Source organism: Paractinoplanes tereljensis, from assembly GCF_016862435.1.
GTDB lineage: Bacteria > Actinomycetota > Actinomycetes > Mycobacteriales > Micromonosporaceae > Actinoplanes > Actinoplanes tereljensis.
In genome coordinates this window covers 165829-182099 of sequence record NZ_BOMY01000051.1, presented here as the reverse complement: position 1 = coordinate 182099, position 16271 = coordinate 165829, and the positions used below count along the sequence as shown (strand labels likewise).

13 protein-coding genes are annotated in these 16271 nt (G+C 70.5%); 4 read left to right on the top strand and 9 right to left on the bottom strand.

The window, feature by feature from the left end:
• Positions 1-1023 (bottom strand): zinc-dependent alcohol dehydrogenase family protein, encoded by a 1023-nt coding sequence (locus Ate02nite_RS40760; protein ID WP_203813276.1) that lies wholly within the window; start codon positions 1021-1023, stop codon positions 1-3.
• Positions 1024-1125: 102 nt separating this feature from the next.
• Here Ate02nite_RS40760 and Ate02nite_RS40755 point away from each other — a divergent pair, with 102 nt between their 5' ends.
• Positions 1126-2007, top strand: a complete 882-nt coding sequence (locus Ate02nite_RS40755) for a helix-turn-helix transcriptional regulator (RefSeq protein ID WP_203813275.1) — start codon at positions 1126-1128, stop codon at positions 2005-2007.
• Here the strand turns inward: Ate02nite_RS40755 and Ate02nite_RS40750 are convergent.
• Both Ate02nite_RS40750 and Ate02nite_RS40745 read right to left on the bottom strand, forming a co-directional pair.
• A complete protein-coding gene (locus Ate02nite_RS40750) occupies positions 1936-2205 on the bottom strand; it encodes a hypothetical protein (protein WP_203813274.1) in 270 nt (89 codons plus the stop codon). The genes Ate02nite_RS40755 and Ate02nite_RS40750 overlap by 72 nt on opposite strands.
• Positions 2202-2666, bottom strand: a complete 465-nt coding sequence (locus Ate02nite_RS40745; RefSeq protein WP_203813273.1) for a MarR family winged helix-turn-helix transcriptional regulator — start codon at positions 2664-2666, stop codon at positions 2202-2204. The genes Ate02nite_RS40750 and Ate02nite_RS40745 overlap by 4 nt, the downstream gene beginning before the upstream one ends.
• A 47-nt stretch (positions 2667-2713) precedes the next feature.
• Here Ate02nite_RS40745 and Ate02nite_RS40740 point away from each other — a divergent pair, with 47 nt between their 5' ends.
• Positions 2714-3730 (top strand): LLM class flavin-dependent oxidoreductase, encoded by a 1017-nt coding sequence (locus Ate02nite_RS40740; protein ID WP_203813272.1) that lies wholly within the window; start codon positions 2714-2716, stop codon positions 3728-3730.
• A gap of 1 nt (position 3731) precedes the next feature.
• The gene (locus Ate02nite_RS40735; RefSeq protein ID WP_203813271.1) at positions 3732-4379 is read left to right on the top strand and encodes an NADPH-dependent F420 reductase; all 648 of its coding nucleotides are present in this window, start codon (positions 3732-3734) and stop codon (positions 4377-4379) included.
• Here Ate02nite_RS40735 and Ate02nite_RS40730 read toward each other — a convergent pair.
• The 4 genes from Ate02nite_RS40730 to Ate02nite_RS40715 are packed head-to-tail and all read right to left on the bottom strand — an operon-like array spanning position 4315 to position 9629.
• Positions 4315-6408 carry an alpha-galactosidase gene (locus Ate02nite_RS40730; protein WP_203813270.1) on the bottom strand — a complete coding sequence of 698 codons (2094 nt, stop codon included), beginning with the start codon at positions 6406-6408 and terminating at the stop codon, positions 4315-4317. The genes Ate02nite_RS40735 and Ate02nite_RS40730 overlap by 65 nt on opposite strands.
• On the bottom strand, positions 6405-7754 hold the full coding sequence (locus Ate02nite_RS40725) for an ABC transporter substrate-binding protein (protein ID WP_239148075.1): 1350 nt from the start codon (positions 7752-7754) through the stop codon (positions 6405-6407). The genes Ate02nite_RS40730 and Ate02nite_RS40725 overlap by 4 nt, the downstream gene beginning before the upstream one ends.
• Before the next feature lie 20 nt (positions 7755-7774).
• Positions 7775-8716 (bottom strand): carbohydrate ABC transporter permease, encoded by a 942-nt coding sequence (locus tag Ate02nite_RS40720; RefSeq protein ID WP_239148074.1) that lies wholly within the window; start codon positions 8714-8716, stop codon positions 7775-7777.
• Positions 8717-8729: 13 nt separating this feature from the next.
• Complete coding sequence (locus Ate02nite_RS40715) at positions 8730-9629, bottom strand: carbohydrate ABC transporter permease (protein WP_203813268.1); 900 nt, start codon at positions 9627-9629, stop codon at positions 8730-8732.
• A gap of 97 nt (positions 9630-9726) precedes the next feature.
• Between Ate02nite_RS40715 and Ate02nite_RS40710 the strand changes: the two genes are divergently transcribed.
• Positions 9727-10800, top strand: coding sequence for an ROK family transcriptional regulator (locus Ate02nite_RS40710; protein WP_203813267.1), 1074 nt, complete (start codon positions 9727-9729; stop codon positions 10798-10800).
• Between the two features lie 2 nt (positions 10801-10802).
• Here the strand turns inward: Ate02nite_RS40710 and Ate02nite_RS40705 are convergent, their stop codons facing one another.
• Together Ate02nite_RS40705 and Ate02nite_RS40700 are read right to left on the bottom strand one after the other, a co-directional pair.
• Complete coding sequence (locus Ate02nite_RS40705) at positions 10803-15155, bottom strand: NACHT domain-containing protein (RefSeq protein WP_203813266.1); 4353 nt, start codon at positions 15153-15155, stop codon at positions 10803-10805.
• Positions 15156-15251: 96 nt separating this feature from the next.
• On the bottom strand, positions 15252-16247 hold the full coding sequence (locus tag Ate02nite_RS40700; protein ID WP_203813265.1) for a glycosyl hydrolase: 996 nt from the start codon (positions 16245-16247) through the stop codon (positions 15252-15254).
• Between the last annotated feature and the right edge of the window lie 24 nt (positions 16248-16271).

Here is a 16271-nt window from a genome sequence, read left to right as displayed (position 1 = left end):
TTATCCGTTCATGGTGAGCAGGGTTTTGATCGCTCGGCGTTCGTCCATCGCGCGGTAGCCCTCGGCCGCGTCGTCCAGCGGCAGGGTCAGGTCGAAGACCTTGCCGGGGTTGATCTCGCGGTGGAGGATCCGGTTGATCAGGTCGGGCAGGAAGCGCCGCACCGGGGCCGGGCCGCCGTGCAGGTGCACCCCGGAGAAGAACAACTCCAGGCCGGGCAGCTCGACCCCGTGGCCGACGCCGACGTAGCCGACGTGTCCGCCGGGGCGGGTGGAGTGGATGGCCTGCATCATCGACTCCTGGGTGCCGACCGCCTCGATGACCGAGTGTGCGCCGTACCCGCCGGTCATTTCTTTGATCTTGGCGACGCCCTCGTCGCCGCGTTCGGTGACGATGTCGGTGGCGCCGAATTCGCGGGCCAGCCGCTGCCGGGAGGCGTGCCGGCTCATCGCGATGATCCGGTCGGCGCCCAGCTGCCTGGCGGCCAGGACCGCGAGCAGGCCGACCGCGCCGTCGCCGACCACCGCGACCGTCTTACCCGGGCCGGCCTGGGCGGCGACCGCGCCGAACCAGCCGGTGCCGAGCACGTCCGAGGCGGTCAGCAGGGACGGGATCAGGTCCGCGTCGGGCACCGTGGGGGTGGCCACCAGGGTGCCGTCGGCGAGCGGCACCCGCAGGTAATCGCCCTGGGCGCCGCCGACCAGCTCGGCGTGCACGCAGCGGCTCTGATAACCGGCCTGGCAGATCTCGCAGGTGTTGTCGGAGGCGAAGAACGACCCGACCACGAACTGGCCCGGCCTGATCGTGGTGACCTCGGCGCCGACCTCCTCGACGATCCCGGCGTACTCGTGGCCCATCGGGTGGGCGTCGCCGACCGGCTCGATGCCGCGCCACGGCCACAGGTCCGACCCGCACACGCAGGCGGCCGACACCCGCAGGATCGCGTCGGTGGGCTTGAGGATGGTGGGGCGGTCGCGCTCTTCGACGCGTACGTCGCCGGGGGCGTAGATGATTGCCTGTCGCATGTCACCCATGAAAGCGGGCGGATCGGGCAGCAGGGAGTGCCTGGCGAAGCAGGTAATGGCAGGGCCCCCTTCGGCCGCGCCGCGAAAAGTAGCGTGGGTGACGTGGACAACCGGGACGACATTCGCGAGTTCCTGGCCTCCCGGCGGGCCCGGATCACCCCGGAGCAGGCCGGTCTGCCGGATTTCGGGGGCAGCCGCCGGGTCGCCGGGCTGCGCCGGGCCGAGGTGGCGATGCTGGCCGGGGTGAGCCCGGACTACTACACCCGCCTCGAACGCGGCAACCTGTCAGGGGTGTCGGACAGCGTCCTGGACGCCCTGAGCCGGGCGTTGCGCCTGGACGAGGCCGAGCGCTCCCACCTGTACGACCTGGCCCGCGCCGCCTCCCAGCCGCGCAGCCGGCGCCGGCCCGGCGGGAAACAGCAGGTCCGCCCGGCCACCCAGCACCTGCTGGACGCGATGACCGACGCGCCGGCGTTCGTTCGCAACGGCCGCCTCGACGTGCTCGCCGCCAACCGGCTGGCGCGCGCCCTCTACTCGTACGCCTTCGAGACCACCCCGGTGAACCTGGCCCGCTTCTGCTTCCTGGATCCGCGCGCCGAGCAGCTCTACCCCGGCTGGGACGAGGCCGCCAACACCACTGTCGCGCTGCTGCGCACCGAGGCCGGCCGCGACCCGTACGACCGGGCACTGACCGACCTGGTCGGCGAGCTGGCCACCCGCAGCGACGAGTTCCGCACCCGCTGGGGTGCGCACAACGTGCGCCTGCACCAGACCGGGGTGAAGTATTTCCAGCACCCGGTGGTGGGCTACCTGGAGCTCGGCTTCGAGGCCATGCCGATGCCGGCCGACCCGGGCCTGACCCTCACCGCGTACAGCGCCGAGCCGGGCACGGCCGCCGCGGACGCGCTGCGCTTACTTTCGAGCTGGGCGGTGACGGTCGCCGGAAGCGAGGAGAGCGCCGCGCGAGCGCCAGGCCAGCACTGACACGATCGACACGGCCGACAGCACCGACCCGACGCTGAGGAACGACCCGATCGACAGGATCGACCCGTACGACCCGATCGATCCGATCGACAGCGCCGACCCGGTGGACCCGATCGACAGAACCGACCCGTTCGACCAGAGGCTGAGCACGGAACCCTCGGATTTGTACGACAGGATCGACTTTTTCGGGGCCTTCATGCGGACGAGTCTAAATGCCGGCGCAGTGCCGTGGCGATCTCTCCCGCCGCGGCCAGCTGGGCCGGGGTGAGGGCGTCGACGAAGAGCTCGCGCACCGCTCGCAGGTGCGGGACCGTGGCGGCCTGGAACGCGGCGGCGCCGGCCGGGGCCAGCACCACCACCGCGCCACGGCTGTCGGTGGCGTGGCCCTCGCGGGTGATCAGGTCGCGGCGTTCCATCCGGGCCAGGTGATGGGACAGCCGGCTGCGTTCCCAGCCGACGCCGGCGGCCAGCTCGGAGGAGCGCAGCCGCCGGTCGGGGGCCTCGCTGAGGGCGAGCAGCACGCTGTAGTCGCCGGTCGACAGGCCGGTGTCGTGCTGCAGCCGGCCGCCGATCTGGGTGCGCAGCACCTCGGTGGTCTCGATGAAGTCGCGCCAGACGTCCAGTTCCGAACGTGACGGCAGTCTCCGTGGCCCGGGCATAAACTCCCACCCCCTGTGGTTGACGTGTCAATCATAGGAGGGGTGACATGACAGACCTGGAGTTCGGCCTCGACACCTTCGGCGATGTTCCGGAGGGCAGCTCGCACGCCGCCGCGATCCGTCAGGTGGTGGCCGAGGCGGTGGTCGCCGACGAGCTCGGCGTGGACGTGATCGCGCTCGGCGAGCACCACCGCCCGGAGTACTCGATCTCCACCCCGGAGACCGTGCTGGCCGGCATCGCCGGGCAGACCAACCGCATCCGGCTGGCCTCCGGGGTCACCGTGCTGAGCTCGGACGACCCGGTCCGGGTGTTCCAGCGGTTCGCGACCGTGGACGCGCTGTCCAACGGCCGGGCCGAGGTCATTCTCGGGCGCGGGTCGTTCACCGAGTCGTTCCCGCTGTTCGGGTACGACATGAGCGACTACGACGTGCTGTTCGAGGAGAAGCTCGACCTGTTCGTGAAGCTCCTCGACGAGAAGCCGGTCACCTGGAGCGGCACCACCCGGGCCGCCCTGGACGAGGCCGACGTGTTCCCGAAGACCGAGTCCGGCCGGCTGGCCACCTGGGTCGGCGTCGGCGGCTCACCCCAGTCGGTGGTCCGCACCGCGCGCTACGGCCTGCCGATGATGCTGGCCATCATCGGCGGTGACCCGGCGCGCTTCGCCCCCTACGTCGACCTCTACCGCCGGGCCGCCGAGCAGCTCGGCACCACCGCCCACCCGGTCGGCATGCACTCGCCCGGCTTCGTCGCCGACACCGACGAGGAGGCCAGAGAGCTGTTCTACGCCCCGTACAAGGTGATGCGCGACCGGATCGGCGCCCTGCGCGGCTGGCCGCCGTTGCGCCGCGAGGAGTTCCTGTCCGAGGTCGCGCACGGCTCGCTGTACATCGGCTCGCCGGAGACGGTCGCCCGCAAGATCGCTCGCGCGGTGGACAAACTCGGCGTGGGCCGCTTCGATCTGATCTACAGCGCCGGAGCCCAGCCGGCCGCCGCGCGGATGCGCGCGGTCGAACTCTTCGGCGCGAAGGTGATGCCCATGGTCCGCGACATTCTGGCCGGTTGAGATGACCACGATCGGCATTCTCGGCGCGGGCAAGGTCGGCACGGTGCTGGCCCGGCTCGCGCTGGCCGCCGGCTACGAGGTTCTGATGGCCGGTTCCGGCGACCCCGCCAAGATCCGGCTCATCGTCGAGGTCCTCACCCCCGGCGCGAAGGTGGTGACCGCGGCCGAGGCGGCCGAGCGGTCGGACATCGTGATCCTGGCGCTGCCGCTCGGCAAGTACCGCACGATCCCGGCCGAGCAGTTGCGCGGCAAGCTGGTCGTCGACGCCATGAACTACTGGTGGGAGGTCGACGGCGTCCGCGACGACCTGTCCCGCTCCAGCGAACTGGTGCAGGCGTTCCTCAGCGAGTCGCGGGTCGTCAAGGCGTTCAACCACATGGGCTATCACGACCTCGAGGAGGGCGCCCGGCCGCAAGGTGCGCCCGGCCGCAAGGCGATCGCGATCGCCGGCGACCGGACCGACGAGGTGTCGGTCCTGGTCGACCGGCTCGGTTTCGACCCCGTCGTGGCCGGGCCCCTGACCGCGGGGGTACGGATGGAGCCCGGCACCCCGGTTTTCGGGGCGAACGTCGACGCCGCCGAGGTCAGCGCGATGCTCGCAGCAGCACCAGCCGTTCCGGAAACAGCACCGGCGCCTGAACCCCGGTGACCGCCAGCATCCGCCCGGTCATCGAAACGCCGGAACCCCACCAGGGCAGCGGGTTCCGGCCCGGCCCCTCGAAAACGTCCCCCGGCGGCAGCGGGGCGACCCGGTAGACCGACGCCGGGTCCAGGCCGGGCAGCCGCACCCGGCCGGGTGGCGACCACACCCCGGTGCTCATCGCGACCAGGGCGTAGACGGCTTCGGACCGGTCGGCCGCGACCACCCCGTGCACCCACAGCGCCGGGTCGGGGTGGTCCGAGCGCACCACTGTGCCGCTGTGCAGCAGCCCGCGCAGCTGTTTGTAGAGCCGCACCCACTCGGCCAGCCGCTCGCGCTCCTCGTCGGTGGCCCGGGTGATGTCCCACTCGATGCCGAAGTGGCCGAACAGTGCGGTGCCGGCCCGGAAGTCGAGGGTGTGCACCCGGCCGGTGGTGTGGGAGACGGTCGGGCCGACGTGCGCGCCGATCATCTCCGGTGGCAGGAGGGTGCCGGTCCAGCGCTGGATGAACTGCCGCTCCAGGGCGTCGTTGCAGTCACTCGACCAGACCCGGTCGGTGCGTTCCAGGATGCCCAGGTCGACCCGGGAGCCGCCGGACGAACAGGACTCGATCTCCACGCCCGGATGCCGCGCCCGCAGTTCGTCGATCAGCGCGTACAGCTGCAGGGTTTGCTTATGAATGCCGGCCTCGCCGGCGGGGGAATGGCCGGCGTCGATGAGATCGCGGTTGTGGTCCCACTTGAGGTAGGCGATGTCGTACTCGGACAGCAGGGCATCGAGCCGGCCGAGGATGTAGTCGTACGCCTCGGCGTGCCCGAGGTCGAGGACCTGCTGGTAACGGGCCTCGGGTGGCAGCCGGCCGCCGGTCGCCAGGATCCACTCGGGGTGGGCCCGGGCCAGGTCGGAGTCGGGGTTGACCATCTCCGGCTCGACCCAGAGTCCGAACTCCAGGCCCAGCCCGCGCACGTGGTCGACAAGCGGATGCAGGCCCTTCGGCCAGACCGTCTCGTCGACGTACCAGTCGCCGAGCCCGGCGTGGTCGTCCCGGCGATGCCGGAACCAGCCGTCGTCGAGGACGAACCGCTCGGCCCCGACGGCCGCCGCCGCGTCCGCGAGCGCGGTGAGTTTGCCCAGGTCATGGTCGAAGTAGACGGCTTCCCAGGTGTTCACGATGACCGGCCGGGGCGAGCGGGGCCGGGCCCGCAGGTGCCGATGGAAACGCCCGGACAGTTCGTCCAGCCCCCGGCCGTAGGAGCCGTAGAGCCACGGGCTGCGATAGGTGTCGCCGGGCCCGAGCCGGACCTCGCCGGAGAGCAGCAGTTCGCCGCCGCCGAGCAGGGAATCCCCGTTCGGGGTGCGCTCGGCCAGAACGCGGTGGTTGCCGCTCCAGGCCACGTGCACGCCCCACACCTGGCCGTTCGCGAAGCCGAAGCCGGCCGTCCCGGCGGCCAGCACGATCGAGGCGTCGGCGCCGGTGCGGCCGCGCCGGTTCTCCCGCAGCCTCGTGCCGACCGTGAACGGCTGCCGCTGCGGGCTGCGCTCGCGCAGGTGCCGCCCGGTGAAGTCGAGCAACTCCGTCGCTTCCAGCGGAACCGGCAGGGTGGGGAGCAGGCCGTCGAGGGTGAACGGGGTTTTTGCGGTCACCGACACCCGCTGTCGCACCAGCCCCGATTCCAGCAGCTCCAGTTCGAGCAGCAGGGACAATCCCACCGCGGCGTCGTGCGCGGTCACCTCCAGGCGGTGCGGGGACGGCTCGGTCGCCGCGTCGGCGGTGAAGCTGGTGGAGAACCCGGTGCCGTCCCGGTGCCCGGTCAGGCCGGGCGTACCGACCCAGCCCACCGAGTGTTCCGGCAGCACACTTACCGGGATCACGGCGTCGATGTTGTTCGAGACCTGCTGCGGGACGGATGCACCGACCAGGCCGGACAGGTCGCCCGGGCCGAGGTCGGCTCCCCAGTGCAGCACCCGGGGCAGCAGCGGCGGGGTGCAGTCCAGGACCAGACTGACCCCGCCGGCCCGCCAGTGCAGCGGCGTCACTGCGCGACCTCGAACAGCTTGTTGAGCTGGTCGTTGACCGCGGTGAGTGAGGAGACCGGGGCACTGCCGATGTAGACCGCGTCCATCCGGGGGTTCATCAGAGCGAGGATATCGGCGGCGTTGGAGGTGACCGGGAACAGGAACGTGGTCTTGTCCTTCACCTGGTCGGTGAACGGCGTGACGTCGAGCTTGCGTTCGTCGCGGTTGTAGGCGATGGCCAGGTCGGTGGCCGCCGGCCGGGCCGGGAACACCACCCCGGAGCGGCCGATGATGTCCTGGCACTGGGCGCCGGCCATGAACTTGACCCACTTGGCGGCGTTGTCCGGGTGCTTGGAGAGTGTGGTTATCGAGTCGGCGAGGCCGTTGAACATCGACGCCCGCTTGCCGCTCGGGCCGATCGGGGTGGGTGCCAGGCCGATGTCGAGTTTCGCGCCGGTCGCGTCGGTCAGCTTGCTGAACGTCGAGATCATCCACGATCCGCTCAGTCCCATCGCGGCGATGCCGGACTGGATCTGCTTGTCGGTGCCGATCGCGTTGGCGCCGCCGATCTCCTCGTAGGTCGGCATGTATCCCTTACGAGCCAGCCCGAAATACCAGTTCAGGGTCTGTTGCAGTTCCGGGGAATCGAGGTTGAAGCGCGTACCCCAGGGATTTTTGTCGGTGGCCTGCCAGCCGGCGCTTCCGGCGAAGGCCGACCATTGGGTCTGGCCCCAACCGGCCCCGCCGGAACCCTCCGAGCTCAGCCCGTGGATGCGAATACTACGAGGATTGAAACCGGCCTCGTCGCCTCGGATGCCGTTGGTGTCGACCGTCAGGTGGGCGACGAGTTTCTCGAACGTGCCGCCGTCGGTGGGGTTCCAGATCAGCGTGTTCAGCGAGGCCGGGTCGACGCCGGCGTCCTTGAGTTCGGCCCGGTCGTAGAACATGGCGATGGTGTCCCAGTCCTTCGGCGCGCCGTACCGTTTGCCGTCCTGTCCTTTCCAGAGCTCGGCCAGGCCGGGCTGGTAGTCGGAGTCGGCGAGGTCGCTGGTCGGGGCCAGGTTGTCCAGCGGGCGCAGCACCTTGAGGTCGACGAACTGGGCGTACTTGGCGAGGTGGTCGGTGAAGACGTCGGGCGCGGTGTCGGCGATGAAGCCGGCGGTCAGTTTCGACCAGTAGACGTCCCAGCCGTACTGCGAGATGTGCACCCGCAGGCCGGGGTTGGCGGCGGCGAACTCGTCGGCGCATTTCTGGTAGCCGGGCTGCTGACCGGAGTCCCACAGCCAGTATTCGATGGTTCCGCCGCCGCTTGACGTGGCGGCGTCGGCGCCGCTCCAGCCGCAGCCGGCCAGAAGCGCTGTCATCATAAAAGCCGCAAACTTTCTCATCACTTGATCCCGCTGAAGCCGATGGAATTGACGATGCGCTTGGCGAAGAACAGGAACAGCACGAGCATCGGGAGCGCCGCGACCAGCGTCGCGGCCATCAGCCCGGCCCAGTCCGGCCCGGTCTGCGGGGTCTGCGACTTGAAGACCCCGAGCGCCACGGTGAGCACCCGCGACCGGTCGGTGTAACTGACCATCAACGGCCAGAAGTAGTCGTTCCACGAGGTGATGTAGGTCAGGATCGCCAGGGTGGCGAGCGGCGCCGACGACATCGGCAGGATCAGCCGGAAGAAGACCCGCACCTTCGACGCGCCCTCGACCAGCGCCGCTTCCTCCACCTCACGGGAGATGCCGAGGAAGAACTGCCGCAGGAAGAAGACCGCGAACGGGGTCATCAGCATGGTCGGCAACCCCACCCCGAGCAGGGTGTCGACCAGGCCCAACTGCTTGATCAGCACGAAGTTCGGCAGCAGCGTGAAGATCGCCGGGATCATCAGGCCGGCCAGGAAGAACCCGAAGACCTTCTCCCGGTGCCGCCATTGCAGGCGGGCGAAGGCGTACGCGGCCATCGCCGAGAAGAACACCTGCCCGCCGGTGACCAGAGTGGACACGATCACCGAGTTGAGCAGGTAGTGCCAGAACGCGATCGGCTGCCCGGCGCCGCCGGCGTCGATCGCCTCCTGCCCGGTCTGCAGCCCGAAGACCCGCTCGAAACCACCCCAGGAAAATTGCACCGGCAGCACGCTGTCGGACCCGGCGTAGAGCGCGTTGTTGCTGGACAGAGCCGTGCGCAGCATCCAGTAGAACGGGAACAGGCTGGCGACGATAACCAAAACCATGAAGACCCAGGCGAGGGTACGGCCGATGTTGATCGGTCGCCGCGGCGGTGGGGCTTCGGCGGTACGGCCGGCCGGTACGGCGATCGGCGTGGTGGTGGTGGACATGGCGTCCTCCTCCTCAGCTCAGGTCCGACGACTCGGCGCGGGTCAGCCGGTACTGCACGAACGTGACGATCACCAGAATGATCAGGAGGGCCACCGACATGGCCGACGCGTATCCGAACTGGAAGCGCCCGAACGCCATGTCGTAGATGTAGTACTGCAGGACCCGGGACGAGTCGACCGGCCCGCCGCGGGTGGTGATCGCGACGGTGTCGAAGACCTGGAACGACCCGACCACCGTGATGATCAGGACCAGCGCCAGGATCGGCCGCAGCAGCGGAATGGTGATCCGGCGCATCATGGTGATCTCGCTGGCCCCGTCCATCCGGCCGGCCTCGTACATCGTCTCCGGAATGGTCTGCAGCCCGGCGAAGATGAGCAGGGCGGTGTAACCGACGTGCCGCCACACGTTGATCAGCGCGATGGTCGGGATCACCCAGGCGCTGTCGGACAGGAACGCGATGCGGTCCAGCCCGATCATCTCGATCACCTTGTTACCGATGCCGAGCTGGTAGTCGAGGATCCACAGGAACACCATCGCGGCCACCACATTGGACACCAGGTACGGCGTGAGGATGACGCCGCGAAGCCAGGTGCGCTTGGTGAGCCGCTGCATCATCACCGCGATGACCAGCGCGAACACCGTCTGGATGACGATGTTGACGAACACGTAGTAGACGGTGACCTTCAGCGAGTTCCAGAAGACCGGGTCCTGGACCATCCGGACGTAGTTGTCCAGGCCGTTGAACTCCGGCGGGGTGAGCAGGTTGAACTTGGTGAAGCTGAGATAGATGCCGCGCAGGGTCGGCCAGACCATGAAGACGAGGAAGCCGATCAGTGCGGGTGCGATGAACGCGATGGCCAGCCGGGTGTCGTCCCGGCGGCGCGGGCGTGGGGGAGCGGTGCTGATCGCCATGGGGAGCTGCCTCCTCGCAGTCGGCGACTTATTTGCAACCAGATTGAAAATAAGCCTCCGATCTCCCTGTGACAAGGGTCACTCGTAGACTGGTTCCATGACCTTGTCCGCCGGGGAGCTCGCCGTGACGCGACACCTCCTGGTCCACGGCCCGGCGACCCGCCAGGACCTCGGCGACCGGCTCAAACTTTCCTACGCCTCGATGTCCCGGCTGGCCCGCGCGCTTGTCGACGGCGGCATGGCGTCCGAGGCCCTGGAACCGGAGACGGCCATCGGCCGCCCGCGCCAGATCCTCACCGCGGTGCCCAGCGCCCGGCACGTGGCCGGCTTCAAACTGACCGCCGACACCGCGTACGGCGTGGTCTGCGACATGTTCGGCAACGTCCGGGCCACCGCCCGGGCCGCGCTGCCCGGCCCGGATGCCGGCGGCGGCGTGCCGGTCCCGGCCGCCATCCGGGTGCTGGCCCAGCTGACCACGAGGCTGGCCCGCCGGGTCCCGTCGCTGGACGGCATCGGCGTCGCCGTCGGCGGCGTGGTGGCCGACCGTGCGGTCGTGCGCGAGGGCACCTTCCTGGGTTGGAGCGAGGTCGACCTGGCCGGCCCGCTCGGCGCGCGCACCGGCCTGCCGGTGATCGTCACCAACGACGTCACCGCCCTGGCCCGCGAACAGCTGTGGTTCGGCGCCGGCCGCACCCACGCCACCTTCGGCGTCATCACGGTCGGCGCCGGCCTCGGCTTCGGCGTGGTCCGCGAGGGCATAGCGGTGGAGCAGCTGATCGACAACGGGCACCTGCTGGCCCACTCACCGATCGACTCGCGGGGCCCGCGCTGCACCCTGGGCCACGCCGGCTGCGCCGCCGCCTACCTCAACCGCGAGGACCTGCAAAAACGCGGCGCCGGTCTCGATGACGCCGCCGCCCGCGCGCTCGGCCACGTGGTGGCGACTTTCGCCGGCGCCCTGCAGACCACCTGCATCGTGCTGGCCGGCGAGGACATCGCCGCGCTGACCGCGTCCCCCGCCCTGGCCGAGGTGATAGCCGACCGCCTGCGCCCCGGCCCGCACGAGGTCCAGCGCTGCGTCCTGGACGTGGTCACCACCCCCCTGACCTTCAACGACTGGGCCCGAGGCGCCGCGGTGGCCGGCGTCCAGAACGTCCTCGGCGAGGCCTGAGATCAGTTGAGGTGCGGCGGAGCGGTTGCGCCGTTCACCCGGAGCTGGCCGTCGCCGGGCGTCGACGCGGTGAGGAACGGTGCCTCCTCCCGGAACCGCTCGACCCGGGTCAGCGCCGAATCCGTGCTGATTGACAGCTGCGCGCGGGCCGAGGCCAGCAGGTCGATGTTCGTGCTGTGCTGCCCCTCGCGCAGCCAGTCGACGGCGGCCGTGGCCTCGTCGGCGAAGGTCTGGACCAGCGTCGCCGCATAGCGGGCGTAGCCGCACGATTGGCTGACCAGCTGGGTCAGCGTGCTCTTGCTGTCGAGGACCGGGGCCGACTCGACCATCCGTTCCAGGACCGCGCCGGACGTCTGGCCGTCGGCGCCCAGTGCCAGCCACGCGGTCACCGCCGGGCGGGCCGGGTCGGTCGCGACCTCGGCCTGATGCAGTTGCGCGCGCAGCACCGAGCGGACGTCGCTCTCGATCAGCTTGCGGGCCAGGTCCGGCAGCTCGTCGTTCGGGTCGGTGGACACCGTGGCGAGTTGCAGGACCGAGCGGAGCAGGTCCCGGGGCAAACCACCGGACAGGGCGTGACACAACCACAGGTACGGCTCGGGCAGCAGGACCCCGCGCAGGCTCAGCAGCTCCCGCGCCTCGTCGAGGGCCAGCGGCGGCACCGAGATGATCTGGTCGAACGCACTGTCGAAGGTGGTGCGCACGGCCAGGGCCCGCCGGTCGAACGCCACCAGCGCGTCGTCGGACACGGCGACCAGGAAGTAGCAGCCGGGAATGCCGAAGATGACCTTGAGGTCGTTGAGGAAGCGTTCGGCGTCGGCGGCCGAGGCGATCTTGTCGAGTTCGTCGATCCCGATGATGACCCGGCGGCCGACGCTGCGCCGTTCCAGGGCGACCTGTTGCAGCAGTTCGCGGAAGTCGGCCACCAGCTCGGGGTAACTGCGCTGCAGTTCGGTCCGCTGGGTGTTCGCCGAGGCGTTGAACTCCGCGCCGGCCGGCAGCCCGATCTTGCCGCCGCGGATGGCCGTGGTGCTGAGTTGATAGCGCAACCGGCGCAGCTGAGCGGCGGCCATCTGCTGGGTGGTGGCCGATCGTTGGGCGCTGCGGTCTCCACTCCGGCTGGTCAGCAGCGCCAGGACGAGGCCGAGAGCGGTGGCGGCGAGCCCACCGGCGATGACCGCCGTGCGCTGTCCCATGGTGAACAGCTGCGCGGCCGACACGACCCGGGGCCAGGCCCAGGCCAGCAACGCCGTGACCAGACCGCCGACGACGAGCACCCCGGGCAACGCCCGCACCGCCGCGCCGAGCATCCTTCGCGGTTCCCGGCCGCTCTCGTCGTCGCCCACCACCTGCTCGCAGATCTCCGCGAAAAGATGAATCAAGAACTCCCGCCGGTCGTACGCCGTCGGCGCCGGCACCAGCAGCAACAGGTCCTCCGCGGTCCGGGTGAACTGGGCGGTGCAGAAGCGCTGCAGCACCGTGCTCTTGCCGGCGCCGCGCGACCCGCTGATCCCGACGCTGATGCTGCTCAGATCCCGCAGGTAGCGACTCAGCTGCCGGGTCGCCGCGGTCTCGACGAGCTGGTCGACCCGGCTGACCCCGCCGAGCCGGCTGGGATCGAACCGGGGCAGCACGGTGCTGAACAGGCCGGTGTTCGCGGCCAGCTGGTCCCGCAGCAGCGGCATCACCCCGAGCCGGGCGAGCGCCGTGATCCAGTCCTGCCGGGCCTGCTCGGCGGCCGTGCGCAGCTGCCCGGTGCCGGGCGCGTCCGGCCAGTAGGCCGGGTCGTCGGCGGCCAGCCTCCGCAGCACCCGCTCGTGCGGCCGGCTCAGCAGCGCCGCCACCATCGCCAGCGGCCAGCACACCGCCACGACGAACAGTGCGGCCAGGACTTCCGGGCCGTGCGCGTGCTTTTCCGGTACGACGAAGGCGGCCCCGGCGACGATCGCGGCCAGCACCGGCCAGGCCACGTCCCACCAGCGTGGACCCCGCTTCGCCCAGCCGGATCGGCGCCGGTGATGGCGCCAGGCCCGGGTGAGAAGGACACCGGCGACGACCAGCGCCACGCCCGCGACCACGACGAATCCGAGGCGCGGCAGGAACCGCAGCCCCGCCCCGAGAACGACAAGCGACAGCGACAGCCCGGCCACGATCCGGTAGGCCGGGGCGAGCCGGGTCCAGCCCGGCCGGCCGACCGCCTGCACCAGCCGGTCGTGGGCCAGCCGGTAGCGGACCAGGTCCTCCTGGCCCCGGCCGAGCACCTCGTCCGGCCGCTCGGCGAGGATCACCCGGGCCCGCTCCTCGATCTCACCCCGGGCCGAGTCGTCCGCGGCGAGCCGCACCGCCACCTCGGGCAGCACGCACACCTCCTCGACGACCGCCCGGGCCAGATCCGGTTCGATCGCCGGCCCGCGACCGGCGGCCGGCGTCGAGGCGAACATGCCCTGCAGGCTCGCGTAGCGGAACTCGATGTGCCCGGCCTCCGACCGCAGCACGCCGATGTGGTTGGCGTGCCCGATGAAGGTGATCAGCCGCCAGGGCAGCCGGCCGCGAAGTGCCAGCCAGACGCGGGTGACAGCGAACCGCCCGGAGGCATTGCCGGTCACGACCACCAGCCCGGCGGTGACGGCGGCGGCCACCGCGGCGGCCGGCACCCGATAGCCGACGGTCTCCATCACCATGGCCCAGGCCCAGGCGCCGGCCACCACCGCGGCCGCGGCGCTCCGGATCCAGAGGGCGTGGCGGTCCCGGCGAAGCTGCTCGGCGAAGGTTCCACCGGGCTCGGCGACGGGCGCGGCGGCGCCGTCCACGACCGCATAGAGCAGGACCGCGACCAGGACCGGCACCATGGCCACCGCCAGCGACGACGTGCTGACCGGCGACGGCCGGTACAGCAACGTGATCGGCGTGGCCAGGGCGGCCGCGAAGCCGAGACCGGCCGCGCTGCGGACTGCCGTTCGCCGGATCGCCGGCCGGGCCAGCTGTCGCGGTTCCGGTCCGCGGGACTGGTCGAGGAGAACCAGCACGGCCGCCGTGAACCCGACCGCCGCCGCGACCCGCTGGTCGAAGGGCAGCAGAAGCAGGGCGGCCAGGAAAGGCCAGTAGGTGCCCACCCGGAATGGGCGGGGCAGCGCCTGTCCCAGGTCCCACCACGCGACCTGCAATTGGCCGGTGTCCCGCAGATGATCGGCCAGCCAGGCCAGCGAACGCCGGGTCGTGGCCGGTTCGAACCGCGCCCGCCGCCGTCCGTGCGGGTCCACGTCGGGGCCACGCACCGGGCTGTCGAGCCAGACGTCGAGCAGATGACCTGCCAGCGCCGCCACCGACGGGAACCGGTCGTAGTCCACCAGTTCGGCCGGATCGGTGGAACGGCTCGAGTAGGCCTTCCGAATGGCGTACGCCGCCCAGGGCGCGGACAACGCCTGGGCGAGCAGCCCGTCCGGATCGGCGTTCAGTTCCGCCAGCACCGGATCCCAGCGCCGGTCGTCCGCGCTCTGATGCCGGTGCAGGTAGTCGACGGCCACCTGCGCGGTGACCGGGAGCAGCTCGATGATCGGGATGTCCAGTGGGTAGGCGGTCGACTCCACCGCCTGGTCGAACGCGTCGGTCCGGCTGGTCAGCACGTAGGGGCGGCGGGCCAGCCGGGAGCCGGCCAGGCGGGCCAGAGCCGCGCTTCGCAGATCGGCCGGCAACTCGTCGAGGCCGTCCAGCACGGGCAGGACCCGGCCGTCCGACACCAGCATCGACGCCGCCTGCTCGCCGGACGTGGCCAGCATCGGGAACATCTCGGCGAGTTGGCGGCTGACCCAGGCCTCCGGCGGCTCCGAACGCGGGTCCCAGCCGGCCAGGGGCAGCAGCACCGGCACCGGATCCTCGGGGCGCCGGTTGCGCAGCAGACCCTCGACGAGGGCCAGTACCAGCGTCGACTTTCCCGAGCCGGGGGCACCGACGATGCACAGACGCCGCGAGGACAGGTGCCGGAAGATATCTGCCATCTGGGCGGCCGGATCGTCGTGGAGTTCGAGCGGACGTGGGCCCGACGGATCGCGCCAGAGGGCCGTGACCAGGCTCGCCTCCTGGTACCGGCCGAGCCGGTCGGTCCCGATCCGTCGGCGTTCGGCATCGGCCAGCCGGTCGGTCGCCTCGTCGAGATCCCACGGCGTGGGTTGCTGCCGACCACGCTCGCCCGGGGTGAGTGCAAACGCGATGAGAGCCGTAGCGCCGGCCAGCGCGACTGGGGTCCAGAGGTTTCCGGCCGTGATATCCAGACCGAATACGTCGGCCACCGTGGTCGCCACTGCTGCGGCCATCAGCGCCGTGACCACCGTCGTCATCGAGGACCGCGAGGATTTCCGCACCTCGCCATCCTGCTGGTAACCGCGGCTGGGCACCCAGTCAGATCCTCGACAGACAGTCGGGGGCCGCCCGGGACCTTCGTCCCGGGCGGCTTTGGGTCAGAAGTGGACCTCGCCCTGGTTCAGTACCCGGGCGTGGAAGTACGCGGCCTGGATCTCGGCGTTGGTGTTGTTGCCTCGTAGCTGTTCGGACCAGATCATGAAGTACGCCCAGCGTGGCTGGCTGGTCAGCAGGGACGCGTTCGGGAGCTTGCCCATCTCGGCTATCGCGATCGGCTTGCCCGCCGCGATCGTCTGGATCTGCTGGTAGTCCGCGGTGGACGGGTAGTTCTTGTACCAGGCGTCGAGGGAGACTACGTCCACGTAGTTGCTGCCGGGGTAGTACTGCGACCAGCCACCGGCCGGGTTGTCCTGGACGTTCCAGACCCAGATCAGGTTGTCCAGGCCCTGGCTGTCGAAGTAGTCCTTCATCTGCTGGTAGATCTTGGCGCCGCCGTTGGTGCCGGGGCGGCCGCCCCACCAGTTCCACGTCTCGTTCATCTCGTGGAACGGGCGCCACAGCACCGGGATGCCGGCGTCCTTGAGCTGCTTCAGGTACGGCACCACCTCGGCCATCCGGCTGCGCCACGTGGTGTTGAGCGCGGTGCCGCCGGTGACGATCTGCTGGAACTGGGCGGCGGTGATGCCGGTCTTGACGCCGCCGTCGAACTCACAGGTGCGGCCGACCGTGGGGGAGCAGGCGTGCCAGGTCAGCGCGACAAGCGAGCCGTTCTGCCACTCGGTCTTGGCCTGGTCGATCACGCGCTGCCGGTTGGCGATGTCGTCGGAGCGGAACATCATGTCGCCGCCCCACAGGCCCGGCCACTGCCCGGTGATGTCGTGCACCTGCTGGGTGTACTGGCCGGGCGAGGTGGCCGGTTCCTTGTTGTGCTGCCCGGAGACGATCGACGTGCCGGTGATCGACTTGAGGTAGTTGAGGACGGTGGCCTTGGGGGTGGCCGCGAACGCCTCGGCGGTCGAGGCGTGCGCGATCATGCCGGCACCGAGCAGCGCCACGACGACGCCGACGGCAAGGGCCGGTCGGGGGATTTTCATGCGTACCTCCGTTGGGGGACGGAC

Excerpts from the sequence above, each read along its gene's own strand:
- Ate02nite_RS40720 (WP_239148074.1), bottom strand. The coding sequence starts at position 8,716 with ATGTCCACCACCACCACGCCGATCGCCGTACCGGCCGGCCGTACCGCC.
- Ate02nite_RS40715 (WP_203813268.1), bottom strand. The coding sequence starts at position 9,629 with ATGGCGATCAGCACCGCTCCCCCACGCCCGCGCCGCCGGGACGACACC.
- Ate02nite_RS40745 (WP_203813273.1), bottom strand. The coding sequence starts at position 2,666 with ATGCCCGGGCCACGGAGACTGCCGTCACGTTCGGAACTGGACGTCTGG.
- Ate02nite_RS40735 (WP_203813271.1), top strand. The coding sequence starts at position 3,732 with ATGACCACGATCGGCATTCTCGGCGCGGGCAAGGTCGGCACGGTGCTG.
- Ate02nite_RS40750 (WP_203813274.1), bottom strand. The coding sequence starts at position 2,205 with ATGAAGGCCCCGAAAAAGTCGATCCTGTCGTACAAATCCGAGGGTTCC.
- Ate02nite_RS40710 (WP_203813267.1), top strand. The coding sequence starts at position 9,727 with ATGACCTTGTCCGCCGGGGAGCTCGCCGTGACGCGACACCTCCTGGTC.
- Ate02nite_RS40725 (WP_239148075.1), bottom strand. The coding sequence starts at position 7,754 with ATGATGACAGCGCTTCTGGCCGGCTGCGGCTGGAGCGGCGCCGACGCC.
- Ate02nite_RS40740 (WP_203813272.1), top strand. The coding sequence starts at position 2,714 with ATGACAGACCTGGAGTTCGGCCTCGACACCTTCGGCGATGTTCCGGAG.
- Ate02nite_RS40700 (WP_203813265.1), bottom strand. The coding sequence starts at position 16,247 with ATGAAAATCCCCCGACCGGCCCTTGCCGTCGGCGTCGTCGTGGCGCTG.
- Ate02nite_RS40760 (WP_203813276.1), bottom strand. The coding sequence starts at position 1,023 with ATGCGACAGGCAATCATCTACGCCCCCGGCGACGTACGCGTCGAAGAG.